23 protein-coding genes and 1 pseudogene are annotated in these 24,712 nt (G+C 40.2%); 11 read left to right on the top strand and 13 right to left on the bottom strand.

What is annotated here, in order from left to right; translation table 11 throughout:
• Positions 1-8 precede the first annotated feature (8 nt).
• The 11 genes from fliM to WDB87_RS10205 all read right to left on the bottom strand — a co-directional run bounded on the left by fliM (position 9) and on the right by WDB87_RS10205 (position 12,285).
• Positions 9-1,100 (bottom strand): flagellar motor switch protein FliM, encoded by a 1,092-nt coding sequence (gene fliM, locus WDB87_RS10255; protein ID WP_055015925.1) that lies wholly within the window; start codon positions 1,098-1,100, stop codon positions 9-11.
• A 9-nt stretch (positions 1,101-1,109) separates the two neighbouring features.
• Positions 1,110-1,643 carry a flagellar basal body-associated protein FliL gene (fliL, locus tag WDB87_RS10250; RefSeq protein ID WP_055015924.1) on the bottom strand — a complete coding sequence of 178 codons (534 nt, stop codon included), beginning with the start codon at positions 1,641-1,643 and terminating at the stop codon, positions 1,110-1,112.
• Positions 1,644-1,700: 57 nt separating this feature from the next.
• Positions 1,701-3,776, bottom strand: a complete 2,076-nt coding sequence (locus tag WDB87_RS10245; RefSeq protein ID WP_337849832.1) for a flagellar hook-length control protein FliK — start codon at positions 3,774-3,776, stop codon at positions 1,701-1,703.
• A gap of 89 nt (positions 3,777-3,865) precedes the next feature.
• Positions 3,866-4,312 (bottom strand): flagellar export protein FliJ, encoded by a 447-nt coding sequence (gene fliJ / locus WDB87_RS10240; protein WP_286244953.1) that lies wholly within the window; start codon positions 4,310-4,312, stop codon positions 3,866-3,868.
• A complete protein-coding gene (gene fliI, locus WDB87_RS10235) occupies positions 4,312-5,646 on the bottom strand; it encodes a flagellar protein export ATPase FliI (protein WP_096041360.1) in 1,335 nt (444 codons plus the stop codon). Before fliI ends, fliJ begins: the two co-directional genes overlap by 1 nt.
• 18 nt (positions 5,647-5,664) lie before the next feature.
• On the bottom strand, positions 5,665-6,474 hold the full coding sequence (fliH, locus tag WDB87_RS10230) for a flagellar assembly protein FliH (RefSeq protein ID WP_337849831.1): 810 nt from the start codon (positions 6,472-6,474) through the stop codon (positions 5,665-5,667).
• Between the two features lie 3 nt (positions 6,475-6,477).
• On the bottom strand, positions 6,478-7,518 hold the full coding sequence (gene fliG, locus WDB87_RS10225; RefSeq protein WP_004588291.1) for a flagellar motor switch protein FliG: 1,041 nt from the start codon (positions 7,516-7,518) through the stop codon (positions 6,478-6,480).
• On the bottom strand, positions 7,511-9,226 hold the full coding sequence (gene fliF, locus WDB87_RS10220) for a flagellar basal-body MS-ring/collar protein FliF (RefSeq protein ID WP_286244955.1): 1,716 nt from the start codon (positions 9,224-9,226) through the stop codon (positions 7,511-7,513). Before fliF ends, fliG begins: the two co-directional genes overlap by 8 nt.
• Positions 9,227-9,246: 20 nt before the next feature.
• Positions 9,247-9,579, bottom strand: a complete 333-nt coding sequence (gene fliE / locus WDB87_RS10215) for a flagellar hook-basal body complex protein FliE (RefSeq protein ID WP_004588289.1) — start codon at positions 9,577-9,579, stop codon at positions 9,247-9,249.
• Between the two features lie 172 nt (positions 9,580-9,751).
• Positions 9,752-11,176 carry a sigma-54-dependent transcriptional regulator gene (locus tag WDB87_RS10210; protein WP_286244956.1) on the bottom strand — a complete coding sequence of 475 codons (1,425 nt, stop codon included), beginning with the start codon at positions 11,174-11,176 and terminating at the stop codon, positions 9,752-9,754.
• Positions 11,173-12,285: a sensor histidine kinase gene (locus WDB87_RS10205; protein ID WP_337849830.1), complete on the bottom strand. Its 1,113-nt coding sequence runs from the start codon at positions 12,283-12,285 to the stop codon at positions 11,173-11,175. Before WDB87_RS10205 ends, WDB87_RS10210 begins: the two co-directional genes overlap by 4 nt.
• Before the next feature lie 132 nt (positions 12,286-12,417).
• Here WDB87_RS10205 and WDB87_RS10200 point away from each other — a divergent pair, with 132 nt between their 5' ends.
• Positions 12,418-13,005 (top strand): DNA-3-methyladenine glycosylase I, encoded by a 588-nt coding sequence (locus tag WDB87_RS10200; protein WP_337849829.1) that lies wholly within the window; start codon positions 12,418-12,420, stop codon positions 13,003-13,005.
• A 102-nt stretch (positions 13,006-13,107) separates the two neighbouring features.
• On the opposite strand, the gene WDB87_RS10195 is transcribed toward WDB87_RS10200, so the two are convergent.
• Positions 13,108-14,544: a sigma-54 dependent transcriptional regulator gene (locus WDB87_RS10195; protein WP_286244959.1), complete on the bottom strand. Its 1,437-nt coding sequence runs from the start codon at positions 14,542-14,544 to the stop codon at positions 13,108-13,110.
• 141 nt (positions 14,545-14,685) lie between these two features.
• Positions 14,686-14,922: pseudogene (locus tag WDB87_RS15775) on the bottom strand (flagellin); the annotation flags it as partial.
• 267 nt (positions 14,923-15,189) lie between these two features.
• On the opposite strand from WDB87_RS15775, the gene pseB reads away from it, so the two are divergent.
• The 10 genes from pseB to WDB87_RS10140 are packed head-to-tail and all read left to right on the top strand — an operon-like array spanning position 15,190 to position 24,697.
• Positions 15,190-16,191 (top strand): UDP-N-acetylglucosamine 4,6-dehydratase (inverting), encoded by a 1,002-nt coding sequence (pseB, locus tag WDB87_RS10185; RefSeq protein WP_337849828.1) that lies wholly within the window; start codon positions 15,190-15,192, stop codon positions 16,189-16,191.
• Positions 16,192-16,204: 13 nt separating this feature from the next.
• The gene (pseC, locus tag WDB87_RS10180) at positions 16,205-17,356 is read left to right on the top strand and encodes a UDP-4-amino-4,6-dideoxy-N-acetyl-beta-L-altrosamine transaminase (RefSeq protein WP_337849827.1); all 1,152 of its coding nucleotides are present in this window, start codon (positions 16,205-16,207) and stop codon (positions 17,354-17,356) included.
• Positions 17,353-18,267 (top strand): aldo/keto reductase, encoded by a 915-nt coding sequence (locus tag WDB87_RS10175; RefSeq protein WP_337849826.1) that lies wholly within the window; start codon positions 17,353-17,355, stop codon positions 18,265-18,267. Before pseC ends, WDB87_RS10175 begins: the two co-directional genes overlap by 4 nt.
• Before the next feature lie 45 nt (positions 18,268-18,312).
• Entirely contained in the window at positions 18,313-19,137 is an 825-nt protein-coding gene (locus WDB87_RS10170) for a glycosyltransferase family protein (RefSeq protein WP_337849825.1), read from the top strand.
• Positions 19,134-20,423: an aminotransferase class III-fold pyridoxal phosphate-dependent enzyme gene (locus WDB87_RS10165; protein WP_337849824.1), complete on the top strand. Its 1,290-nt coding sequence runs from the start codon at positions 19,134-19,136 to the stop codon at positions 20,421-20,423. The genes WDB87_RS10170 and WDB87_RS10165 overlap by 4 nt, the downstream gene beginning before the upstream one ends.
• A gap of 55 nt (positions 20,424-20,478) precedes the next feature.
• Positions 20,479-21,618 carry a UDP-2,4-diacetamido-2,4,6-trideoxy-beta-L-altropyranose hydrolase gene (gene pseG / locus WDB87_RS10160; protein ID WP_337849823.1) on the top strand — a complete coding sequence of 380 codons (1,140 nt, stop codon included), beginning with the start codon at positions 20,479-20,481 and terminating at the stop codon, positions 21,616-21,618.
• Entirely contained in the window at positions 21,608-22,258 is a 651-nt protein-coding gene (locus WDB87_RS10155) for a formyltransferase family protein (protein ID WP_337849822.1), read from the top strand. The genes pseG and WDB87_RS10155 overlap by 11 nt, the downstream gene beginning before the upstream one ends.
• Positions 22,251-22,976, top strand: a complete 726-nt coding sequence (locus WDB87_RS10150) for a methionyl-tRNA formyltransferase (protein WP_337849821.1) — start codon at positions 22,251-22,253, stop codon at positions 22,974-22,976. The genes WDB87_RS10155 and WDB87_RS10150 overlap by 8 nt, the downstream gene beginning before the upstream one ends.
• Positions 22,966-24,030, top strand: coding sequence for a pseudaminic acid synthase (pseI, locus tag WDB87_RS10145; RefSeq protein ID WP_337849820.1), 1,065 nt, complete (start codon positions 22,966-22,968; stop codon positions 24,028-24,030). Before WDB87_RS10150 ends, pseI begins: the two co-directional genes overlap by 11 nt.
• Positions 24,017-24,697, top strand: a complete 681-nt coding sequence (locus WDB87_RS10140) for a PIG-L deacetylase family protein (RefSeq protein WP_337849819.1) — start codon at positions 24,017-24,019, stop codon at positions 24,695-24,697. Before pseI ends, WDB87_RS10140 begins: the two co-directional genes overlap by 14 nt.
• Positions 24,698-24,712: the final 15 nt, after the last annotated feature.

Raw genomic sequence — 24,712 nt, 5'->3', positions numbered from 1 at the left:
TTAATCAATTACCAGTCTAAGTCTACACCGTCAGAAAGGTGTAAATCATCTTCTAGTTCTGCTAATTCTGCATCTGAATCAATTTTCTTGCCGCCTTTGGTAAATACATGCAGCTCAGATTTAACTGAATCAGGGCGTTTAATTTTTTCACTAATTTGTAGCGCAACGTTATCGCGAGAGCGACCCATTTTAGCTCTAAATGTAGGTAACTCCTCAACAAATACCGTAATATGCTCTGGCATTTCTACCGGAATAATATCGCCCGCTTTAAGTTCCATTATCTGCTTGAGCGACAAGTCAACCTCAAGAAGCTGTGTTGATAAATCAACTTCAACATCCATAATTTCATCGCGCAACGCTTTACTCCAACGCAAGTCGGTATCTTCTGTATCCGATTGCACACCTGCATCTAGCAGCTCTCTAATTGGCTCAAGCATTGAATACGGCAGAGCAATGTGAAAATCGCCACCACCACCATCTAATTCGATGTGAAAAGAGCTAATAACCACAACCTCAGTAGGGCTAACAATATTAGCCATTGCTGGGTTTACTTCTGAATCGAGGTATTCAAACGATACGTCCATAACCGGTGCCCATGCTTCTTTGTAATCTTCAAAGATAATTTTTAGTAGCATTTGCACAATTCGACGTTCGGTAGGTGTAAATTCGCGACCTTCAATTTTGGCATGGTAACGCCCGTCACCACCAAAAAAGTTATCTACCAAAATAAACACTAAGCGTGCTTCCATGGTAATTAGGCCGGTGCCTTTTAGTGGTCTAAAACGCACCATATTTAAACTTGTAGGTACAAATAAGGTATGAATATATTCACCAAATTTGATCATTTGTACGCCATTAATCGACACCTCTGCGGTGCGGCGCATCATGTTAAATAAGCTTATTCGCATATGACGAGCAAACCGCTCGTTAACAATTTCCAGGGTCGGCATGCGACCACGCACGATCCGATCTTGCGAAGAAAAGTCGTACTGTAATGTACTGCCTTCGCTATCTTCACCTTCGTGTATATCTTCCTCTTCGACTTCATCAACGCCGTGTAAGAGTGCATCAATTTCGTCTTGGGATAATAAATCGCTCACACTAGCCCCTTATTGCATCACAAAGCCGGTAAACAATACCCGCTCAATTACTTTAGTGCCTTCAACATCATTTAACGCAGCTTGCACTTTTTCAAGCGCAGTAAAGCGTAATGTCTCTTTGCCCGCACTTGTGCTGAGCTCATCAGCTGTAGTGGTTGAAAACACGCTTAATAAGGTGCCTTCAATTAAAGGAATGTGCTTTTTAGCAGTTTCTTCATTTACGTCGCCACGCACAAGTAATTGCACTTTAATTTGTACAATTCTATCTCTGCTCGACCCTGGTACATTAAAAACAAAGGGTCTTGGCATAGCAACATACAAAGCACTGCCCATTTCAGCTGAAGATCCTGAAGGAGCGGCCGAGTCGCTCTGCGCTGCGGTTGTTGTTTCTTCATCTAATGTTTCAACGGGTGCATCATCCCCCGCCATGAAAAAATAGCCTGCACCACCGCCAACAACAAGCAGCACTGCCACTATAATTATGATCAGCTTTTTTTTGCTTTTACCGGTTTCTTCTATTTCTAAACTTGTTTCTTCGGCCATTGTGATTCCTATTTTAGCAAAGGTACTTGCTTGTTTTAGTTATTATAATAGCAGTACTTAGGCATAGTAATCTATTGATGATGAAGTTTGTTGTCGAGAACTTTGTGGGTTAGCGCCATCTTGCTCATCATTTTGATCCTGCGGTGTATTTTTATTAGCCATTTGACCTTGCGAGTGTCCCTCGCCTTCATCGCTTTGCTCATTACCCGATTGCCCGTAAGAAATAGAGCTTTCGCCTAAATCAATGCCTTGTTCGGCTAGCATTTCACGCAAGCGTGGCATTGACTGCTCAAGCGCTTCTTTAGCTTGCTGATTTTGTACCACGAAATTTATTTGTGCTTGCTCAGCATCACTTCTGATACGAATTTGCATACTGCCCATTTCTGGCGGATCTAAGCGAATTTCTGCTTCTTTATTGCTAATACTAAGCATAGAAGAAACTCGCTCTTGAAGCATTTTGGCTGCATCACTTTTAACAATGTTAATAGCCTGCATCATACTTGCGTCTATATTTATTTGCTTAACCTGCGCGGAGCTGGTTTGTAATTGCTGCGACTGTATTGCTTGGCTTTCTAAAATAGACTGCTCATAACGCGCGTTGTCATACTGAGTATTTATTTGTACCTGCGTGTTATTAATACCATCTGTTATCAACGAAAATACCTGAGCTACACGGGATAAACCAGTATTTGTTTTAGGCTCTTTGGGTAAGCTTTCCTGCTCGGCCTCTAAGGCATTTAACTCTTCTTTATTTACACCGTATTGCTCAATACTAGAAGGTGCTTGAGCATTAATCATGGCTTTATTTTGCGGTGTATTTGCATTCATTGCAGCATTACTGGCTTGCTGCGTATTTAAAGCCGCATTTGCAGAGCTCGACACACTTTGCGCTTTGCTCTCACTAAGCTGCGTATCAAGCATAGTTTGTAAGTTGTTTATTGTTTCATTTACTTTTTTGAGCGTATCACCTGTCGGTTGCTCGTCACTCACATAGCTTTTCAATTGGCTAAGTAGCGCCTGTTTTTCATCGCTATTTAAGTTTTTTAACTGAGATTGAACTAGCTCACCGCGCGTGCTTGTCTCTTTTTCGTTTTGTACTACAAACTCTGTAAGTAATTGTTTAACGACGCTTGCACGATCATCACCTTCACTTGGCGTGGTTTCAGTAAATGAGCTTTTAACTAGCTCGTTTAATTGTGCGCTTTGCGCTTCGCTTAATGAGTTGAGTACTTTAGATGTCGTTGGCAGCTGTGTCTGTGTAGATGAACGAGTCAGTTCTTTGGCTAATTGCTCTATGTCTGAATCGCTTATAGGCAGTACACCTTCAGCATTTAACGCAGTGCTTGACGCTTTTGTATTCTCAGCACTTTTACCTTCACTATTTACCACAGCTGCGCTGCTATTAGTTTTATTGATTTGTGTTTGCACCGCTTCTGCTATTGGGTTTTTAGCAGCACTACTTGCTAGGCTCTCATTTTTTAAAGAATTTACCGCAGCTGCGCTGCTATTAGTTTTATTGATTTGTGTTTGCACCGCTTCTGCTTTTGGGTTTTTAGCAGCACTACTTGCTAGGCTCTCATTTTTTAAAGAAGAGGCTAAATTTTCTCCAGCGCTTTGTTTAGCTGCTTTAGCTTCTAGCTCGGCGTTTGTAAACGCGCTTTTTTTGCCGTTGCTATTATTATCAGCTAAAAGAGTATCATCGACTTTAGTCGTTATGGCATCAGCATCATCAGTTTCACCTAATTGCGAAGCTAAAAAGCTCACACTTTTATCACTCTTTTTTGCACTTAAATCGCTAAAGTCACTATCGCTACTGCCGTGTTTTTTCACACTTACGTCAATAATTTGCGAGGAGTTTATTTGTGCTAAAACGCTGTCACCAGATAATAACGTATCTTGCGTGTCATCACTTGATGAACCATTGACTAGCTGCTTATCATCAGTTGGCAATAAAGAGCCAGCTTGGCTAGGAGCCTCAGAATTGGCTGGCAATGCGAAAGGTTTGTCTGCATCTTGTAGTTGGCTTAAAAAAGCATCGCCAGATTCGTTACCTGCAGGTAAGTTATTGTCTTTAAATGCTAAAAAAGAGTCTTTTTCAGCTGTTGCCAACATTGAAATATCGTTTATTGCCATAATTCACCTACACAGCACTGCGGCAAGTTGCCACCGCACTTTGCCAAAATTAATTACCACCTACCAACAAAGCAATAAACGCGCCAAAGTTATAAACTTTTACGGCGCTGAAAAAATTGATTAGCAGAAAACTCGTCCAGCATTTTTTGTTCACTCTTTGCCATCAACGACGCCGCTTTTAGGTTTTGTTTTTCAATTAATTTTGCTACGGCTTTTGCTTTTACCTGCTGCTTTAACCACAAAGCTTTACGCTGTGTTACAACTTGTTTAGCGGTATTTACCGTACTGGCTTGTTGGCGAATCGCTTCTTCAATTTTTGCTATAAAGGCATGGTACTGGCCAAAGCCCGCGCTTGATAAACCGGACTTTCCTTTCACATGTAATTGCTGAGAGTATTCTAATCTAAAGTTATTTAACCCTTGCAGCTTTTGTTGGTTAGCTTGTAAATTTTGATTGGCTTGTAAGTAGCTCATGCGCAGATTTTCTTCTTTGTCGTTTTCGAGCTTAAGCAATAAATCGAGCTTATTTTTTGCCATTATGCTTGTCCTAGTAATTGGGCTAGGCCGTGTAAACCGTCATCGTAACTTATTACATCGCGCATACCTTGTTGTAAAAACGCGTTAACACGCGGCATCATATTAATAGCTTGATCAAGCATTTGGTCAGCCCCTTTTTGATATGCACCTAGGGTGATCATATCTTTATTTTGCTGATACATTGAATACACTTGTTTTAATACTCGAGCTTGTTGCATATGAGGCTCAGACACCACTTGCGGCATAACACGAGAAATTGATTTTTCGATGTCTATTGCGGGGTAGTGACCGCTATCAGCTAAATCTCGCGAGAGTACAATATGCCCATCTAAAATTGCACGTGCTGCATCGGCTATTGGGTCTTGCATATCATCGCCCTCACTAAGCACTGTAAAAAATGCAGTAATAGACCCTTGCCCTTCACCACCATTACCCGCTCGTTCCACCAGCGCCGGTAATTTGGCAAATACAGAAGGCGGATAGCCTTTTGTCGCAGGCGGTTCGCCAACCGCTAGCGCGATTTCGCGTTGCGCCATGGCGTAACGGGTTACTGAATCAAGCAATAACAATACGTTTAAACCTTGATCACGAAAGTACTCTGCAATGGTCACCGCGCTTTCACAGCCTTTTAAGCGCATAAGGGGCGATGCATCAGCAGGAGCGGCTACAACAACTGAGCGTTTGCGCCCTTCTACACCGAGTATCTCTTCAATAAATTCTTTTACCTCTCGGCCACGCTCACCCACTAGGCCAACCACAATAACATCGGCTTCACTGCCGCGGGTCATCATCCCTAAGAGGACCGATTTACCAACACCAGAGCCTGCAAACAAACCCATACGCTGGCCTTGCCCTACAGTAATAACTGAGTTTATAGCCCGTACACCTACATCCATAGGTTGACTAATGGGTCTTCTAGCGAGGGGATTTATGGGGTTTTGTGCAAACTTTAAATAGTGTTCGGCGTTAATTTTCCCCAGGCCGTCAAGCGGTCGGCCTAAACCATCCACTACACGGCCGAGTAGGCTCATACCAACAGGCAAACCGGTATCATTTACTTGTGGAATAACACGCGCACCGGGTAACACACCAGAAATATGATCATTAGGCATCAAATATAGTGTTTGCTCACTAAAGCCCACCACTTCGGCATCTACAAAGCCTGACATAGTTTCTATTTTGCATTGACTGCCTACAGGCGCACGCAGCCCTTTCGCCTCAAGGGTTAAACCGACGACTCGGGTTAAAATACCCGCTACAGCAGGTTTAAACGCTGCGATATGGTGTTGGTATTGATTTAAGCGTTCGCTTAGAGGTGCACGTTGAGCTGCCATAACACGCCACAAAAAAGATTAGATACCGCTATTATGCAAAAAGCTATCCAACGTTTCTTTGACACGAGTTTTTAGGGTCATATCTAAAGAGGATTGTGGCGTTTTAACTTCGCAACCGCCTCGTTCAAGGGTTGGCTCTGCAATGAGCTGCCAATTATTATCTGTAATAGTTTGCTCACCATAGCTTTGCTTTACCAGTTCTAGGTCATCTGGGTTTAAATGCACGCGAACTTTTTCTTGCTCAGTATTGAGTGCGTCTATGCTTTTTTTAAGCGTATGTAAAATAACATCGGGCGATGTTTTAATTTCCTGATAGGTTATAGCCTCAGCCAACATAACTGCTAATTGCACTAAGTGCTTTTCTGCCAGTTCGTCCACTTTATCAAGCGGAGCGCTAAGGTTGTCGATTATGCTACGTAAGCTGGTTAACTGCTCTTCTATTAGCGGTTTTACGTCTTCTTGGCCTTGTGCTTTACCAAGCTCTACGCCTTCTTTGTAACCTGCTTCTTTGCCCTCGCCAACCCCTTTTTCAAAGCCATCTATGTAGCCTTGTTCGTGTCCTTGCTTTAAGCCTTCTTCATAAGCATCTTGTCTAATGCGCTCAAGCTCAGCCATAGTTAGAGAAGGCAGCTCAGGTTCTTGCGGCTGCTCGTCCTCTATGGCCTCTTCTTCAACTTCTTTTTTATATAAATCAGAAAGCGGTGTGCCAAAAGCCGTTGAACGGTTGCCAAAACTACGTTCATCAGGAGCAACATCCGGTATTGGCCAATTTTTTAAAAGCTCATCTGCTTCATCTGCATGCAAAGGGCGACCTTTTAATTTAGACATAGCTTACAGGAACTCCTCGCCGCCACCGCCGCCTAATTGAATCTCACCCGAGTCTGATAGACGCCTTGCTGTTGAAAGTACTTCTTTTTGGGCTGCTTCTACTTCACTTATTCTAACCGGTGCCATAGCTTCTAAGTCATCAGCAAGCATTTCGGCAGCACGTTTAGACATATTACCCAAAATTTTATCTTTAAGCGCTTCGTCAGTCCCTTTAATGGCTTTCATTAGTACGTCTTGCTGTACTTCACGCAGTATGGCTTGAATACCGCGATCATCCACATCCATAAGGTTTTCAAATACAAACATAAGATCTTGAATTTGCTGAGACATTTCTTCATCATGTTCACGAATAGAGTCCATCAACTGGCCTTCTACATTTGTATCTAGGTAGTTCATGATATCTGCCGCGGCTTTTAAGCCACCCATTTTAGCGGCTTGTGCACCTGCTTGGCCGGCAAATTGTTTTTCCATAATTTCGTTAAGTTCTTGCAAGGCTGCTGGTTGCACTTCTTCAAGGTTAGCAATACGCATGGTTAAATCTAGGCGCACTTTTTCAGGAAACTGCGCGAGGATTTCTGCCGATTGCTCCGGTTCTAGATACGATAAAACAATAGTTTGAATTTGCGGGTGCTCATTACGAATAATATTAGCCACTTGCTTTGAGTCCATCCATTTAAGTGAATCTAAGCCTTTAGCGCCCGAACCCATTACAATTTGGTCTATTAAGCTTGCGGCTTTATCTTCACCTAATGCGGCGGTAAGCGCCTTTTTAATAAAGTCTTCTGACTGGAAGCCAATTGTACTAAAGCTTTGTATTTGCTCTATAAACAAGTTATGAACTGCACTTATTTTTGATTGTGACAAATCATCTAGCGCAGCCATTGCCATACCCACTTTTTGCACTTGCTTTGGCTCTAAGTGTTTAAGTATTTGCGCTGCGTCTTCTTCTGATAAGCTCAATAAAAGAATCGCGGCTTTATCTACGCCATCTAACTTGTCAACATCAAACGCTGGCGGGAGTTGTTTTTGTTCTTGATCAGTCATCTTCTGTTAACCACGCTTTCACTACTTGTGATGAGAGTTCCGGTTCGTTCGCTACAAGTGCTCTTACCGCTTTGAGCAAATCTTCGTCGCCATGTAAGTCTGGCAGCTGCAGTGTACCATCACTTGAGAAGCCAACAGCAGCAGAATCAAAATCTTTATTTAGCATATCTAGCGTGCTATCGCCAATATCAACACCAGAGCTTAATGCATCTTCATCGTATTCTTCAAGCGTGTCATCTGGGTAGATTAAGCGCTTAAGCATAGGCTTAACAACTGCCATGATTAATACAATAATAACTAAAGCACCAAGCACAAGACGGATGATTTTCATAAACCAGTCTTGCTCCCACAGCGGCACTTCTAAGTCTAAATCAACCGCTTCACGCACAAATGGCACGGTTACTACTTCTAGTGCATCGCCACGTTGCATATCAAAGCCAACACCACCTTGTAATAAACGACGTATATTTGACAAAGCTTCTACTGAGCGTGGTGCCATGGTTGTTTCGCCGTTTTCACCTACTTTAGGGACGTAATCAACAGCTACCGAGACACTAATTCTGCGAATAACCCCTGTTTGTTGGCGCTTATGCGAAATAGTGGTGTCTAGTTCAAAGTTACGCGTGGCTTCTTTATGCACTCGGCTTGGATTGGTTGCCGTGCCTGCATTACCTTGCCCTGCCACCTCTGGAATAGTTGAATTCACAGGTGGTTGATTAGTGAGTGCCCCAGGAATACCTACCGCTAAGCCACCTATGTTGTTTTCTTCAAATGTAGTTTCGCTTCTTACCGCAGGTAAGTCTGGGTTGTAACGCTTTTGTGTTTCTTCTACTGAGCTAAAGTCCATATTTAAATCAACTTGCGCTGTGTAGTTACCTAAGCCGACTACAGGAATAAGAATACTGTCTATTTTTTCTAGATACTCTTGCTCACGCTTTCTCTCAATGTCGTATTCTTTACGCGAGCGCGCAGCTAATGAGTCTTGTGAACCTGAATTAAGTAGACGGCCATTTTGATCTGTTACCGTCACACGTGCAGGCTCTAGTCCTTGCACAGCAGAGGCAATCATATCAACTACTGAATCAATTTCTTCGCCATCAAGCGTACGCCCACGTTTAAGAGTCAATACCACTGTGGCTGATGGCTTTTTCTCTCTACGGGCAAATACGTTTTCTTTGGGTATAGCGAGTAAAACTTTAGCGCGCGTTACGTTGTTTAGCTCTTCTATGGTGCGGGCAAGTTGTTGCTCGCGGCCATGCTTTAAGCGCTCTCGCTCTAATCGTTGGCTCACACCAAAGCCCATATCTTGCATTATGATATCGGTGCCTGAGGCCGGGCCTTGCTCTAAGCCTTCACGAGCCATCAGCAATTTAATATTTTGGTACTCGCTTTCATCAACCGAAATTACGTTGCCGTCTAGCTCGTAGTCAATTTTTTGTGCATCTAAAAAATCAAGGGTTTGGATCAGCTCTTCTGTTGGCATTTTACCAAGTGGACGCATATCGGGTTGGCGCGCCCAAATAATCACAAATATGGCAATAGCTAAACAAATAGCCAGCGCAATAATTAGGGTGACTTGGCGAAGCACATCAACACCATTTAAGGCGCTTAAGTAGCCCGACTTTTGTTCTTGTTGCTCGTTGTCTTCGCTTTGGTCAATACCGCCGCCAGCAAGAGCAAGATCTGTTGATTGATTAGATTGCGCCACAATAATTCTCCACTACCTACTTAAACAGGCATGTTCATAATTTCTTGGTATGACTCAACAAGTTTATTTCTTACTTGTACTGTAGCCTCAAATGCCACTGACGATTTTTGTGAGGCAATCATTGCCTCAGCAAGCGATACACTTCTGTCACCCATTTCAACAGCCACTACTTTTTGTTTGGCATCTTGTTGTAAGCCATTAACCGTATTTAATGCATCGCTTAGTAAGTCACCAAATTGAGCAGATGACGTTGGCTGAGCTTGCGTTGGTAGCTTATTAATTTGATTTGTATGGCCTGCTTCTAAAGCCATTGATTGCATTTCTTGAAATAGCGCGCTGTTTTGAATTTTCATAATTTTCTCTGGCAAATGCAGTTAACGTTCATAAAAGGATTAAAGCACAAAGCGTGCCATAAAAATAAACCTTTAATTACAAATAGTTAACTGCAACTTTATAGAGTCAGAGATTTGACAACCCTAAACTAAGCGAGGTTAGTTTAGGGTTATTTATAGAGGAGGAGTAAATTTATGCGGGTAGTGAAATACCTAAATCGCGCATTTGCGCTAGTTTATAACGTAAAGTACGCGGGCTGATCCCAAGTGTTTGTGCAACATCTTTACGTTTACCTTGGCAGCGCGCGAGGGTTTCTAAAATTATTTTATGCTCTTTATCTTTTAACTCATCTTTATAGCTGCCAGTATCAACACTTGGCAGTGAGCTACTCGTCTCTAGAGGCGTTATTTTGTCATCATAATATGCGCCACTGGGGGTAGGTGCTCGTTCCGGCACTATCTCCTGTGTAGGCATACTGTTAACTGGCATTTGCATCAAGTTTTCAATAAAAATGGCTTGCTCGCCAATTACATTGCCCGTTCGCAAAATAAGCGCACGTTGAATTACATTATCAAGCTCGCGTACGTTACCAGGCCATGCGTGGCTTAGTAACTTTTGTTCTGCAGCACTATCGAGCGTTGCTAATGGCTCTTTATTTTTAACCAAATGGCGCTCTATTAAATGTTTTGCCAATACTATTATATCGCCTGGGCGCTCACAGAGCGGTCGCCACATTAGTGGAAACACATTTAAACGATAATATAAGTCTTCTCTAAATTGGTTGTCTGCAACGGCTTCTTTTAAATCGCGGTTACTGGTTGCGAGTACTCTTACGTCGAGTGAAATTGTTTTTCGGGCACCTAAACGCTCAACTTCACGCTCTTGCAATACCCGTAATAGCTTAGCTTGAAGCCCTAAGTCCATTTCGGTTATTTCATCAAGTAATATAGTGCCGCCCTGGGCTTGCTCAAATTTACCTGGGCATGCTTGTATTGCACCGGTAAAGGCGCCTTTTTCATAGCCAAATAAAGTGGCCTCAAGCATATTTTCGGGAATAGCCGCACAATTTATTGCCACAAAAGGCGCATCGCATCGGTTTGACTTATCGTGAATATATCGCGCTAATACCTCTTTACCTGAGCCGCTAGGGCCAAGTACCATAACGCTTGCATCTGAGCGCGCTACTTTACTTGCAAGCTCTAATAGTTGAATGCTACTAGGATCGGCTACGATTGGGCCATCAGTGTCTTTAGGTTTTTCGGGTAAATAGCGACTAACCATATTTAACAACACTTCAGGGGCAAAGGGTTTAGCCATATAGTCAATGGCGCCTAAGCGCATAGCCTCTACTGCATCATCAATCGTTGCGTAGGCTGTCATCATTAATACGGGCAGCTCTGGGTAGTTAAGTTTAATGCTTCTGAGTAAATCTAGGCCGCTCATTGTGCCCATTTGCACATCGCTGACCACTAATGAAAACTCAGACTTTTTTAACTGGATCATGGCTTGCTCAGCACTATCAGCTGCAACGCAGGCAATACCCGACATTTCTAACGTGTCTATGAGTGCCTCTCTTAAGCCTGCATCATCTTCAACTACTAATATAGTATTGCTCATGCTGTTTTCTCCTGCGTTGAGGCCGTGCATATTGGCAGCAATAAACTAAAACATGCACCACCATTGGCATTATTAACCACTTCAACACGTCCTTGATGCGCATTTGCCACAGAACTTACAACAGCAAGCCCAAGCCCTGTACCTTGGCTTTTTGTGGTATAAAACGGTTCAAAAATTTTCTCTATTTGGCTCAGCTCTACCCCAGGGCCATTATCGCAAACGCTAATACGTACGGTGTCAGCTTCGCTGCTATCGCGCTGCGCTTTTAATGTCACCTGTGCTTGGCTGCCAATAATTTGAATACTATTGTGAATAAGGTTTTGAATAGCGCTGGCCAGCGCGGTTTTATTACCGGTGATTTCTATATCTGGCTCTGGTAGCTCAACGGTAAGTTCACTGTTATTTAAGGCCACCATTGCATCAGCACCTAGTTTTACTTCGTTTAAAAGCTGCTGCATAGACACTTGCTCAACCACTTGCTGCTCACCACTTTTAGCAAAAAGCAGCATATCGTTAACTTGGGTTTCTAAATCTTTTAAACGCGACATAAGCTTGGTTTGAAAGTTATCACGCGATGACTCAGGCAGCTTTTTTGAGCCTAAATTTGCAGCATATAACATAGCGGCCGAAAGTGGCGTACGCACTTGGTGTGCAAGCGATGCCACCATTTTACCAAGCGCACTTAAGCGCTGCATGTGGGCAACGCGCTTTTGTAAACGGCGCGTTTCGGTTAAATCTGTCATTAATATTAACTGCCCTGGCTCTGGCGCCAGTGCTGTAATATCAAGTTTTATAAGACGACCATCTTTGAGCGACACTTCATGTCCATCATCTTGGTGAGGGCGAAAAGAGCGTTGAATAATGTTAAACCACTTCTCCCCTTCTAGCGGTTCGCCTAGCATATCAATTGCGATTTGATTGGCTTTTGCAATAAGCCCTTTACCATCAAGCACAACAACACCCGCTGGCATGGTATCAACTAAGTGCGACAGCCAACTTGCTTGCTGTCTTAAATCACTTAATTCGCCAATGTACTCTTCTTGAAGTAAACATGGGTTATACTGTTTTGCAGTAATAAACTGTGGTTTAAGTACACTTGCAAGGGCCATAATCAAATCTCTTAATGATGTAGATACAGGGCTAAATGCACAATTTATACCAATATTATTTTATATATTTTTCATTTAGTTATCATACAATAACGCGTAACAAAAAAATGACGCACACTAAAAGGAATAACAATGAGTGAGCAAAATAAATGCCGTTGTGCATGGCTCGACACCACAAAGCCTGATTATGTGAAATACCATGATGAAGAATGGGGAGTGCCACTTTATGACGACACGAAATTATTTGAATTTATCACGCTAGAATCAGCGCAAGCGGGCTTAAGTTGGTACACTATTTTAAAAAAGCGCGCTGGCTATAAAAAAGCATTTGCTAATTTTAATGTGCAAAAAGTGGCTAACTTTACAGCCGATGATATAGAACGGCTAATGCAAGATGAGAACATAGTGCGTAATCGCTTAAAGATTACTGCCACAGTTAATAATGCTCAACGGTTTATTGAGATTCAAAAAGAATTTGGCGGCTTTAGCCATTACCAATGGCAATTTGTGGGCAATAAACCAATTATTAATAATGTAAATAGTGTTGAAGACGCCCCTACAATGACCGAGGAATCAAAAGCGTTTGCAAAAGATTTAAAAAAGCGAGGCTTCAAGTTTTTAGGGCCTACAACAGTGTATGCACACATGCAGGCCTGCGGCATGGTTAACGATCATAGTCATGATTGTTTTAGAAGAGCCGAGATAATTAAAAGTTATTAGCTGTAAGCTGTAAGCTGTGAGCTGTGAGCTGTAAGCTGTAAGCAAAAGATTAATACAGCCAAACTCGGTAATTCATAATGGTTCGGCACTTGCTACGTTTGGCTAATCTCGCGATAGATTGTACTTTTTCATTTTTTCGACAAGCGTTGTACGCCTTACACCTAATATTTCTGCAGCGCGAGCAACAACGTAATCAAAACGCTCTAACGCTTGAGTAATTAAGCTTATTTCAAGCTCTGCTAAATAGTCTTTAAGTTCAATGCCCTCTTCGGGTAATACGCCAGATCCTGGTTGGCTAAATTCAGGCTCTGGTTCATTATCATAATCGCTAAAACCTGAACTAAAAATGTCGTTAAAGGCATCTTTTTCAAGTAGCTCTTCAGGGTATTCAGGCTCGTAGGCATCGACCTCAATATAGCGGTATTTATTAGGTAAATCGGGAACATCAACCACCTTTTCAGGGAACATAATCACCATGCGTTCCACTAAATTAGCAAGCTCTCGGATATTACCAGGCCAAGCATGTTCTTTGAGGCTCTCAACCGCGCGCTCTGTAAATTTAGCCGACGTACCACTTTGCTCATTCACACGGCGCATTAACTCTTTAAGTAATAAAGGTATGTCGTCAGCACGCTCATTAAGAGACGGGTTTTCAATAGGAAACACATTTAAACGGTAATATAAATCTTCCCTAAAGCTGCCCTTTTCAATCATTTCCTCAAGGTTACGGTGGGTAGCTGCAATCACTCGTACATCTGCTTGAATCGCTTTAGTGCCGCCTACACGCTCGTAGCTGCGCTCTTGTAATACGCGAAGTAGCTTAACTTGCATTTGCAGTGGCATATCACCAATTTCATCTAAAAACAGCGTACCGCCTTGCGCTAATTCAAACCGCCCTTTACGTGCAGAAATAGCGCCGGTAAACGCCCCTTTTTCATGGCCGAATAACTCGCTTTCAAGAAGCTCTCCTGGAATGGCACCACAGTTTACTGGTACAAATGGCCCAGTATTGCGTTTAGACAATAAATGTACATTACGCGCAACTACCTCTTTACCCGTACCCGATTCACCTAAAATAAGAACGTTTGCATCGGTTTTAGCCACTTGCTCAATTAAAAAGCGTACGTTTTTAACCGCGTCTGTTTCCCCTACTAAACCATCAAATGTTTTGTGTGATTTATGCTGCTTGTGACTACCAGGCAACATACGTTGGTACTGTTGGCAGTCGTGTAAAAGCTGTGTAGTTACTTCGTGATTAAACGGCTCACAAATTAGTCCTACCACATTTGCAATACTTAATAATGGCTTGAGTGTTTCACCAATCAGTAAAAAAGGCAGGGTTGGGTAGCGCTTGATTAAGCTTTCATGATCTAAGCTTTGCAATGCACCTAATATAACAATGCATTCTTGCTGTTGATACTTACTGCATACTTCTTCAAAGCCATTTTCATCAAGCAACTGCACAGCTTCCCCAATAAAGGTAAGCGATGCATTCAATCCTATTGCACGGTTATTATTATTATCTAAAATCAAGATCATAGTTAGCGAGCCATAATTTCACTAATTTATTATATTAGCTAAATTGTAAGCGAGATCTGAATGGATGCAAGTAATAGCGGCGGTTTTTTGACATAAACGCCAAAAAATAGTCACTTAGCACTAAAATTTAATACTAAATAATTAAAGTAAATCTAATATAGATTCGGCTGAACGATTAGCCTGTCCACGCAAGGTAATGGATGCTTGCGATAAAATACCATTAGCTACATGATAAAACACAGCTTTTGCATAGTCAGTATTTTCTATTCAGCTTTGGCTCGCCGCAGTATTCTCTTGCTGATTACCTAAACCTTTTATCGTACTCGCTAAGGTGTTTTGAAAAGCGCCTAGCTCAGCTCTTTGGCTGTTAATTTCCTCTGCTGCTTGGTCTTATATCAACGACAACTTGAGATCCTGTTCGACTTGTGGAAAGTGATTGAATATTCATGGCTGCCACCTACAAACCGATTGCTTAATTTGCCAAATTTTATACTTTGTACCATGGTTTAGATAAATTAACTTGGCATCTGACTTGCTTGTGTATTAGTTAATAGTTAAATTACTGAGAATTGTGTCAAAATTCTCAATTTGCGTACTTCACTTTTATAAACAACTACGCCAATGATAAATAACTTAGGTAACACTATGTTCGACAATAAAACGATTTTAATTACCGGTGGTACTGGTTCATTCGGCAAAAAATACGTCAAAACGCTACTAGAACGCTATAAACCGAAAAAGATCATCATCTTTTCTCGAGATGAGCTAAAACAGTTTGAAATGCAGCAAGAGTTTGACCAACCGTGCATGCGATACTTCATTGGTGATGTACGCGATAAAGAAAGACTTCGTCGTGCCATGCGTGGCGTAAACTATGTGATTCACGCTGCAGCATTAAAACAAGTACCCGCAGCTGAATATAACCCGATGGAGTGTATCAAAACCAATATAAATGGGGCTGAAAACGTTATTGATGCTGCCCTTGATAATAATGTAGAAAAAGTCATTGCACTGTCGACTGATAAAGCAGCGAACCCAATCAATTTATATGGTGCGACTAAACTTGCATCAGACAAATTATTTGTTGCTGCCAACAATATTGCAGGCGGCCATAAAACAACTTTTGCTGTAGTAAGATACGGTAACGTAGTGTGTTCTCGAGGCTCGGTCGTCCCTATATTTCAAAAGTTTATCGACCAAGGTCGCGACTACATTCCAATCACTCATGAAGAAATGACTCGCTTTTGGATCAGCCTCCAACAAGGTGTTGATTTTGTTTTGACTAACTTTGAACGAATGTTAGGCGGCGAAATTTTTGTACCCAAAATCCCTTCAATTCGCATTGTTGATCTTGCCAAAGCCATGGCCCCTGACTTACCAATTAAGATTATCGGTATTCGCCCAGGTGAAAAGTTACATGAGGTCATGTGCCCTGCCGATCTGTGTTTTGAAACCTATGAATATAGCGATCACTTTGTTATTGCGCCAGGCATCAAATTTAGCAGTCGTAGTAATGACTTTACAGTAAATGCGCTTGATGAAAAAGGAGAGAAAGTGAAGCAAGGCTTTGAATATAACTCTTTAAACAACCCCCATTACATGACGATTGAAGAAATTGAAGCCTTCAACATTGAAGCGTTAGTTTAAAAGTAATTACCCCATGATTCCATACGGCAAACAAGCTATTTCTCAACAAGACATCGACGCAGTAGTTGATGTCTTAAAATCCGACTGGTTAACGCAAGGCCCAAAAGTCCCCGCTTTTGAGCAAGCCATTGCGAATTATTGTGGCAGTAACTATGCGTGTGCAACAAACAGTGCCACATCAGCATTGCACGTTGCATGTTTAGCGTTAAATGTAGGGGAAGATGATATTGTATGGACCTCCCCTATTTCGTTCGTTGCTTCTGCAAATTGTGCACTGTACTGCGGTGCTCAAATAGATTTTGTGGATATTGATGTAGCAACAGGGAATATGTGTACTGATGAGTTAGAAAAAAAACTTATTATTGCTAAAGAAAATAATCGTTTACCAAAAGTAGTCATCCCAGTTCACCTAGCAGGTCAATCATGCGATATGAAGGCTATATATCAACTTGCAGTTGAATATAGCTTTAAGGTTATTGAAGATGCTTCACATGCTATTGGTGCAAAATATTTAGGAAAGCCTGTGGGCAGCTGTGAGTTTTCAGATATTTGCGTATTTAGCTTTCATCCAGTCAAAATAATCACCTCTGCTGAAGGAGGCATGGCGGTAACAAACAATAAGCAACTTGCTAAAAGAATGGAGCGTTTACGTAGCCATGGAATTACAGCCAACCCGAGTGAAATGACCGAACCAAGTCATGGCCCTTGGTACTATCAGCAAGTTGAACTCGGCTTTAATTATAGAATGACTGAGTTACAAGCGGCATTAGGACTTAGTCAGCTCTCAAAGCTTGATGAATTTGTTACAAAGCGCAACCAGCTAGCTAAAGTCTATTCTAGCAAATTAAAAGACTTGCCTATTAATCATTTAACTCAATCACAACAAAGCTACTCTAGTTACCATTTATATATTTTAACCTTATCTGGTGGTGCAGTTGTAAAACATGAGTCTATTATCTGTAGTTTAAGAGAGCAAGGCATAACGAGCCATTTACATTATATTCCAATTCATATACAACCTTATTATAAAGAGCTTGACTTTAAGGCAAATGACTTTCCAAATGCAATGAAATATTACAGTTGTGCTCTGACTATACCTTTGCATCCTGAATTAACCAATTCAGAACAAAATTTCATAATAAAAACACTAGCCGAACAACTATGAAAATCGCTTTAGGGACCGCCCAATTTGGTTTAGATTATGGCATTAGCAATCAACAAGGAAAGGTTAATATACCTGAGGTTGCAAATATACTAGAGCAAGCACTGTCACTAGGTATCGATACTATAGATTGTGCAGGAGCTTACGGAGATAGTGAAGCAGTGTTAGGAAAATTAGGTGCTAGTAAGCGTTTTAATTTAATTAGTAAAATTCCCGCATTATCAATAGAACAAAGCACTATCACTCAGTTTTTTGAACAAAGCTTAAACAACCTCAAATCAGATAGCCTAGATACTATGCTATTTCATCAAGCCGAAAATTTAATTGAGCATCCAAATAAATTACAGCTATTTACTCAATTAGCCCTGCTAAAAAAGCAGAAACTCATTAAAAACATTGGTGTTTCTGTATACAGCCCAGAACAATTAAAAATAATTGCTGAGAGCTTCCCTATTGATACAGCTCAAGTTCCGGTTAATATTTTTGACCAGCGCTTTCTCTCTCCTAGTGTAATGCAATTATGTAGCGATAAAAAAATAAAGTTACATGCCAGATCTATTTTTTTACAAGGGTTGCTTTTTATTGAAGAAGAAAAGCTAAGCCCATACTTTGAGCCATATAAAAACAAACTCAAAGCATTTAATGCATTAGCTAAACACTTATCTTGTACCAAATTAACATTAGCGTTAGCAATAGCGCTTTTGGCAAAAAGATCGACTTACAAAACTTGTAAGGAAGAAGAGTCTAGTTATTGCTTTGAAAAGTTAGTTATTGGAGTGTGCAGTACTAAACAATTAATTGAAGTAGTGAACGCTTATGAGCAGGTAAACCAATTAAGAATTACAAACGAAGAGCTATACTCATTAGCTGATACACGACTAGGTTTTATAAACCCTAGCCAATGGGTAGTTTAGTCGTTTCTATCTATTACAACCTTTAAAAACAGTGGCAAAAACTTAATGACTGACACTTTAATTATCTTACAAGCACGTATGTCATCCTCTAGATTACCAAACAAAGTATTGTTACCAATTCTTGATAAACCTATGCTTGCTCACCAAGTGGCAAGACTACAAAAAGTAAAAACAGCGCATAAACTTATTATTGCAACAAGTGATGAAGACAGTGATGACGATATTGAACTGCTTTGTCGACAATTAGACATTGATTGCTTCCGGGGTGATTTATCAGACGTTTTAGCGCGTTATTATCATGCTGCAATTAAATTTAAGTCGAATAATAACACTGACATTAAAAGCACTAATATAGTTCGCGTCACTGGCGACTGCCCGCTAATAGATGCCAACGTTATTGATGATGTTATTGAGTTATTCATAAAAAACAACTGTGATTATTGTTCAAACTGCGCACCTGCCACGTTACCTGATGGGTTAGATGTTGAAATATTTAGTTTTACCGCACTAGAAAAAGCTTATCAACTAGCTAAAAAACCCTCTGAACGTGAGCATGTAACTCCTTTTATTCGCAATAACCCGCAATTATTTACTTTAAGTAATTATGCTCATAACCCAGACTTATCTCATTATCGCTGGACGGTTGATGAACCAAAGGACTTTGAGTTCGTTACAAAAATATACGAATATTTATACCCTCAAAAACCTAATTTCACCCTAGCTGATATATTAATATTAATGCAAGAAAAACCAGAGTTAACAAAAATAAATCATCATATTATTCGCAATGAAGGCTTATTGAAGTCTGAAAAAGAAGATCAACAGCATTTAAAAAGTATACGACAAAATATAGGGCAAACTTCGCAATGAACAAACGCTATCAAGAATCATCAAAATGGCTCGCACGTGCTGAAAAAACCATTCCTTTAGGCTCACAAACCTTTAGTAAAAGCCGTGTTGCTTACCCTAAAAATGTTGCACCCTTGTTTATTAAACGTGGTGATGGTTGCCAAGTGTGGGACGCCGATGAAAACCAATACACTGATTTTGTTAGTGGTCTGCTTTCAGTTTCATTAGGGTATTGCAATAAAGCCGTTGATGATGCAGTTATCGAACAAATAAAATCAGGGGTAACTTTTTCTTTACCCCATAAGCTTGAAATGGACGTTGCCGAAAAGTTAGTAGAATTAATCCCTTGTGCAGAGATGGTGCGTTTTGGTAAAAACGGCAGTGACGCTACTTCAGCAGCAATTCGTTTAGCTCGTGCATTTACTAAGAGGGAGCATGTTGCTGTGTGCGGTTATCATGGTTGGCAAGACTGGTACATAGGCTCCACCACTCGAGACCTAGGTGTACCTGAAGCAACAAAATCATTGACCCATACGTTTAACTACAATGATATTTCATCGTTAGAGCAACTATTTTATCAACAGAAGAATAAAATCGCTGCCGTTATTCTAGAACCAATGAACACTCATTACCCAAAGGATAATTTTTTACAAAAAGTAAAAGAATTGTGTCAACTACACGGCGCAGTATTAATTTTTGATGAAACTATAACCGGCTTTCGCTTTTCAATGGGTGGGGCCCAACAGTTATTTAGTGTCACGCCAGATTTAGCTACATTTGGAAAAGGCATGGCCAATGGCTATCCCATCTCTGCGGTTGTTGGACGCAAAGATATCATGATGCTGATGGAAGATATTTTTTTCTCCGGTACCTTCGCTGGCGAAACTTTGTCATTAGCAGCAACAAAAGCCACATTAAACTTTATGACAGAGTATAAAGTCGTTTCACACTTAGCCACGATAGGAGAAAAACTACAAACCGGTTTAGCGCAAATAATTAATGATCTACAAGCGCAGCAGTGGTTAACCTTGTGCGGTCACCCTAGCTGGTCTTTCTTAATCATAAATGCCCAAGGAGGCTACAGCGCCCTTGAATTGAAATCTTTATTTTTGCAAGAAATGGCATTACGTGGCTTTTTACTCGGTGGCGGTCATAACTTAAATTACTCACATAAAAGCGAAGATATTGATGCTCTATTGATTAGTTATAGAGAAGTACTTAATATTTTAATGCAAACTATTGAAAATAAAGATTTTCATTGTAAATTCTATGGTGAGCTGTTATCACCCGTTTTTAAAGTTAGATAAAAGCTCACAATATGAATGAAAATAAAGTGAAATACTTCAATAATTTATTAAAATCATGATGCATGTAGTTTTTAGAGTAGATAGCTCATCTATTATTGGTTATGGCCATGTTATGCGTTGCCTTACATTAGCAAACGCATTAATGAGCAAAGGCGCGCAGATAAGCTTTATCTGTCGGAAGCATCAAGGACATATTAATCACTTGATTATTGAACAAAACTACTCGTTAACTTCCTTACCAGAAAGGAGTAGAGATATTGTTCAACATGATAGTGATACTTGGCTTGGCTGCACCTCAGAAGAAGACGCACAACAAACTATACGCGTGTTAGAAACGATTTCACCGATTGATTACGTTATAGCTGATCATTACGCTATAGATGCGACATGGCACTCATTAGTGGCTAGATACTGTAGAGAGCTCGTTGTCATTGATGACTTAGCTAATCGTCCCCTATTATGTGATGTGTTACTAGATCAGACTTTAAACCGCTGCGCTAAATCATACCAATACTTAGTCGCTGAGCATTGCACTATGTTATTAGGTAAAGATTATATGTTATTGAGAAATGAGTTTAATGATTATCGAACACAAGCAATAACTCAGCGTGATAAGCGAAGCAGACAATTAGGCAAAAATAATAGCAATGCCCATATTATGATTTCTATGGGAGGAAGTGACCCTGATAATTTATCCAAATTAGCATTGCTAGCATTAGAAAAGTTACACGCTATTATGCCAAACATTCAAGCTAGTGTGGTTATTTCCAGTCAATCAATACATTTTAATTCTTTACAGTCTATTTGTAATAGACTCATGTGGTGTACATTAATAGTAGATAGCAAAGATATGGCTAGTCAAATGATAGAAGCCGATATCGCCATTGGCGCGAGTGGCTCAACTGCATGGGAAAGATGCTGCTTAGGCTTGCCGTGCCTAACAACGGTCAATGCTAAAAACCAGCTATTAATTGCAAAAAACTTAAACAGCTCTGGTGCAACAATCAACTTAGGTTGGCATAAAGATATTAGTTCTGCCATGATTTGTGATCAAATAGAGCAACTAATCTTACAGCCCGATCAGTATAAAATGATGGTCAAAAACTGTTTCAATATTTGCGATGGACTCGGCGCTCATAGAGTCGCCAATATTTTAATAGATAGAATTAGCGAAGACTGTATAAATGAAACATGAAACCTTTAAAGCTATTACTATATTAGTTGATAATAATTCATGGATACTTCCATACGCTAAAGCATTGGTAACTTATTTTTCAGCTAATTATCAATGTAAGCTTGTCAGAAATGCCGATGACATTATGCAAGGCGATGTATGTTTCCTTCTGGGATGTACCCAAATAATCTCAGAAAAAATACTCCACCGAAATAAGCACAACCTTGTAGTTCATGAAAGTTCATTACCCAAAGGTAAAGGGTTTGCCCCTATGAGCTGGCAAATTATTGAAGGGCAAAGTTCTATCCCTGTGTGCTTGATAGAAGCTACTAAAAATGTCGATAGTGGCAAAATTTGGCTTCGAGACACTTTAGAGCTTAACGGCAGCGAACTTCATGACGAGTGGCGGTGTAAGCAAGGTGAAATAACAATAGCACTGGCAAAAAAATTTATTGAATGTTTTCCAAAATTAACCCCTACAGTACAACGTGGGCATGAAAGTTATTACGCAAAAAGAAACAAAAGTGATAGCGAATTAGATATTAATAAAAGCTTGGCTGAACAATTCAACTTACTTAGAGTCGTTAGTAATAATGATTATCCTGCTTTTTTTATTAAAGATGGTATCAAATATAAAATAGAAATATCTCGTTATGACTAATAATTATATAGTAGCAACAATAAAAAACTGGAATATCGAAGAGTTTGAACAAACCTCTCCTAGTCTTTCTGGTACTTGGACACTAATTAATGACCATAACCAACTGACTCTAAAGAATCTGAGGAAGCTAAACCCCAAGTATATTTTTTTCCCTCATTGGAGCTGGTTAGTTCCAGAGAGTATCCTTAATGAGTTCACCTGTATATGCTTTCATATGACAGATGTTCCTTATGGGCGGGGGGGCAGCCCTTTACAGAATTTAATTTGCCGCGGACATCAGACAACTAAATTAACCGCTTTAAAAATGACTAATCAACTAGATGCAGGTGACGTTTACTTAAAGGCACCTTTATCATTAGAAGGTAGCGCACAAGAGATATTTCAACGTTGCGCCAAACTTACCTTTGAGATGATAAAAAGCATTATAACCATAGAGCCTACACCCATAGCACAAGCAGGAGAAGTAACCACTTTTGCTAGGAGAACTCCAGAGCAAAGCAAGATTCAAGGTACTGAAACACTAACGGAACTTTATGATTTAATTCGTATGATGGATGCAGATAGCTACCCTAAAGCTTTTTTACATTATGGTAATTTCACACTAACTTTTGAGCAAGCAAACTTAACGTCTTCCAAGAGCAAAGAGCCAATCCTTAATACAAACGTCATCATCAAGAAACGTATAACAAATTTAAGCGAAAAAAATAATGACAAATAGATTTATCACTATCAATGGCACAAACATTGGACCTGACTTCCCTCCATATATAATTGCAGAATTATCTGCAAATCATAATGGAAGAATAGAACAAGCATTAAAAGGCATTGAAGAAGCAGCAAAATGCGGTGTAGATGCTATTAAAATTCAAAGTTATACACCTGATACCATGACGATAGATAGTGATAAGGATGATTTTAGAATCAAAGGTGGTTTATGGAATGGTTATAAACTTTACGACTTATATCAATGGGCACAAACACCATTCGAATGGCATCAACAGTTATTTGATAAAGCAAAAGAAGTCGGTATAACACTATTCTCCACCCCATTTGATGAATCAGCGGTAGAATTGCTAGAAAGCTTCGATGTACCTGCATATAAATTAGCCTCTTTTGAAATAACGGATTTACCACTAATAAAACGTATTGCACAAACCGGTAAACCACTAATCATTTCTACTGGTATGGCTAATATGGAAGAAATAGAGGAGGCAATTTCAACAGCTAGAGATAATGGTTGTAAAGAATTAGTCGTTTTACACTGCATCAGTGCATACCCTGCACCAGTAGAACAAGCAAACTTAGCAACTATAGCTGATATTAGTCAACGTTTTGACGTTATATCTGGACTTTCAGATCATAGCCTAGGTACCGTTGTTTCGGTCACAAGTATTGCTCTTGGTGCAAGTTTAATTGAAAAACATTTCACACTGGATAGAAATGATAAAGGGCCCGATGCTGAATTTTCTTTAGAGCCAGATGAATTTAAGCGGCTAGTTAAAGAAACTAAGGAGGCTTACCAAGCTATTGGTGTAGCAGGTTATGAGCGAAAACCAGTTGAACAAGCTAATATGACTTTCCGTCGCTCACTTTATTTTGTTGCCGACATTAAGCAGGGTGAAGTGATCACTGCAAAACATATAAGAAAAATACGCCCAGGCTATGGCTTAGCCCCTAAGTACTTCCAAAAAGTACTAGGTCAAACCGCTAGTCAAAACATAACTCGTGGTACAGCTGTTTCTTGGGAGCTAATTACTAATGATAAAAAATAACCACGTTCTCATTATAGCTGCTCATCCTGATGATGAAGCTTTAGGTTGCGCAGGAACAATTGCTAAGCACATTGCCAAGGGTGATAAGGTAAATGTTATATTTATGACAAATGGAATATCAGCTAGGAATGATATAACCCCTCCAGATAAGCTAGAACGAAGTGGAGGAATGGCTAATGCCATGAAAACACTTGGGGTAAATAATTATCAATGCTTTGATTTTCCTGACAATAAAATGGATACAGTGCCATTATTAACGATAGTTCAAGCCATAGAGAAAATCTTGAACAATACTAACCCAAATATTATTTATACTCATTTTGCTCATGATTTAAACATAGATCATAGAATAACCCACCAAGCCGTAATGACAGCATGCAGACCGATACTTGGCAGTTGCGTAAAAAAAATCTTCTCATTTGAGGTTCTATCAAGTACGGAGTGGCAATCTAACTCCATGCCAAAATTTTCAGGAAACTATATCGTTGATATTAGCCAGTACTGGCAGAAGAAAGAACAAGCACTTACTTGTTATCAAAAAGAACTGCGGGATTTTCCACATAGTCGAAGTTTAGAGTGTATAGAAGCACTAGCAACGCTACGCGGAGCTACTCATGGTTTTGCTAAAGCTGAAGTTTTCCAGGTCGAGCGTATACTAAATACCTAACAATCTAAATAAAAA

This window comes from Pseudoalteromonas sp. C12FD-1 (assembly GCF_037414265.1).
Classification (GTDB): domain Bacteria; phylum Pseudomonadota; class Gammaproteobacteria; order Enterobacterales; family Alteromonadaceae; genus Pseudoalteromonas.
This window is presented reverse-complemented; position numbering and strand designations above follow the sequence as displayed.

Excerpts from the sequence above, each read along its gene's own strand:
- fliL (WP_055015924.1), bottom strand. The coding sequence starts at position 1,643 with ATGGCCGAAGAAACAAGTTTAGAAATAGAAGAAACCGGTAAAAGCAAA.
- WDB87_RS10245 (WP_337849832.1), bottom strand. The coding sequence starts at position 3,776 with ATGGCAATAAACGATATTTCAATGTTGGCAACAGCTGAAAAAGACTCT.
- fliJ (WP_286244953.1), bottom strand. The coding sequence starts at position 4,312 with ATGGCAAAAAATAAGCTCGATTTATTGCTTAAGCTCGAAAACGACAAA.
- fliI (WP_096041360.1), bottom strand. The coding sequence starts at position 5,646 with ATGGCAGCTCAACGTGCACCTCTAAGCGAACGCTTAAATCAATACCAA.
- fliH (WP_337849831.1), bottom strand. The coding sequence starts at position 6,474 with ATGTCTAAATTAAAAGGTCGCCCTTTGCATGCAGATGAAGCAGATGAG.
- fliG (WP_004588291.1), bottom strand. The coding sequence starts at position 7,518 with ATGACTGATCAAGAACAAAAACAACTCCCGCCAGCGTTTGATGTTGAC.
- fliE (WP_004588289.1), bottom strand. The coding sequence starts at position 9,579 with ATGAAAATTCAAAACAGCGCGCTATTTCAAGAAATGCAATCAATGGCT.
- WDB87_RS10210 (WP_286244956.1), bottom strand. The coding sequence starts at position 11,176 with ATGAGCAATACTATATTAGTAGTTGAAGATGATGCAGGCTTAAGAGAG.
- WDB87_RS10205 (WP_337849830.1), bottom strand. The coding sequence starts at position 12,285 with ATGGCCCTTGCAAGTGTACTTAAACCACAGTTTATTACTGCAAAACAG.
- WDB87_RS10200 (WP_337849829.1), top strand. The coding sequence starts at position 12,418 with ATGAGTGAGCAAAATAAATGCCGTTGTGCATGGCTCGACACCACAAAG.
- WDB87_RS10195 (WP_286244959.1), bottom strand. The coding sequence starts at position 14,544 with ATGATCTTGATTTTAGATAATAATAATAACCGTGCAATAGGATTGAAT.
- pseB (WP_337849828.1), top strand. The coding sequence starts at position 15,190 with ATGTTCGACAATAAAACGATTTTAATTACCGGTGGTACTGGTTCATTC.
- pseC (WP_337849827.1), top strand. The coding sequence starts at position 16,205 with ATGATTCCATACGGCAAACAAGCTATTTCTCAACAAGACATCGACGCA.
- WDB87_RS10175 (WP_337849826.1), top strand. The coding sequence starts at position 17,353 with ATGAAAATCGCTTTAGGGACCGCCCAATTTGGTTTAGATTATGGCATT.
- WDB87_RS10170 (WP_337849825.1), top strand. The coding sequence starts at position 18,313 with ATGACTGACACTTTAATTATCTTACAAGCACGTATGTCATCCTCTAGA.
- WDB87_RS10165 (WP_337849824.1), top strand. The coding sequence starts at position 19,134 with ATGAACAAACGCTATCAAGAATCATCAAAATGGCTCGCACGTGCTGAA.
- pseG (WP_337849823.1), top strand. The coding sequence starts at position 20,479 with ATGATGCATGTAGTTTTTAGAGTAGATAGCTCATCTATTATTGGTTAT.
- WDB87_RS10155 (WP_337849822.1), top strand. The coding sequence starts at position 21,608 with ATGAAACATGAAACCTTTAAAGCTATTACTATATTAGTTGATAATAAT.
- WDB87_RS10150 (WP_337849821.1), top strand. The coding sequence starts at position 22,251 with ATGACTAATAATTATATAGTAGCAACAATAAAAAACTGGAATATCGAA.
- pseI (WP_337849820.1), top strand. The coding sequence starts at position 22,966 with ATGACAAATAGATTTATCACTATCAATGGCACAAACATTGGACCTGAC.
- WDB87_RS10140 (WP_337849819.1), top strand. The coding sequence starts at position 24,017 with ATGATAAAAAATAACCACGTTCTCATTATAGCTGCTCATCCTGATGAT.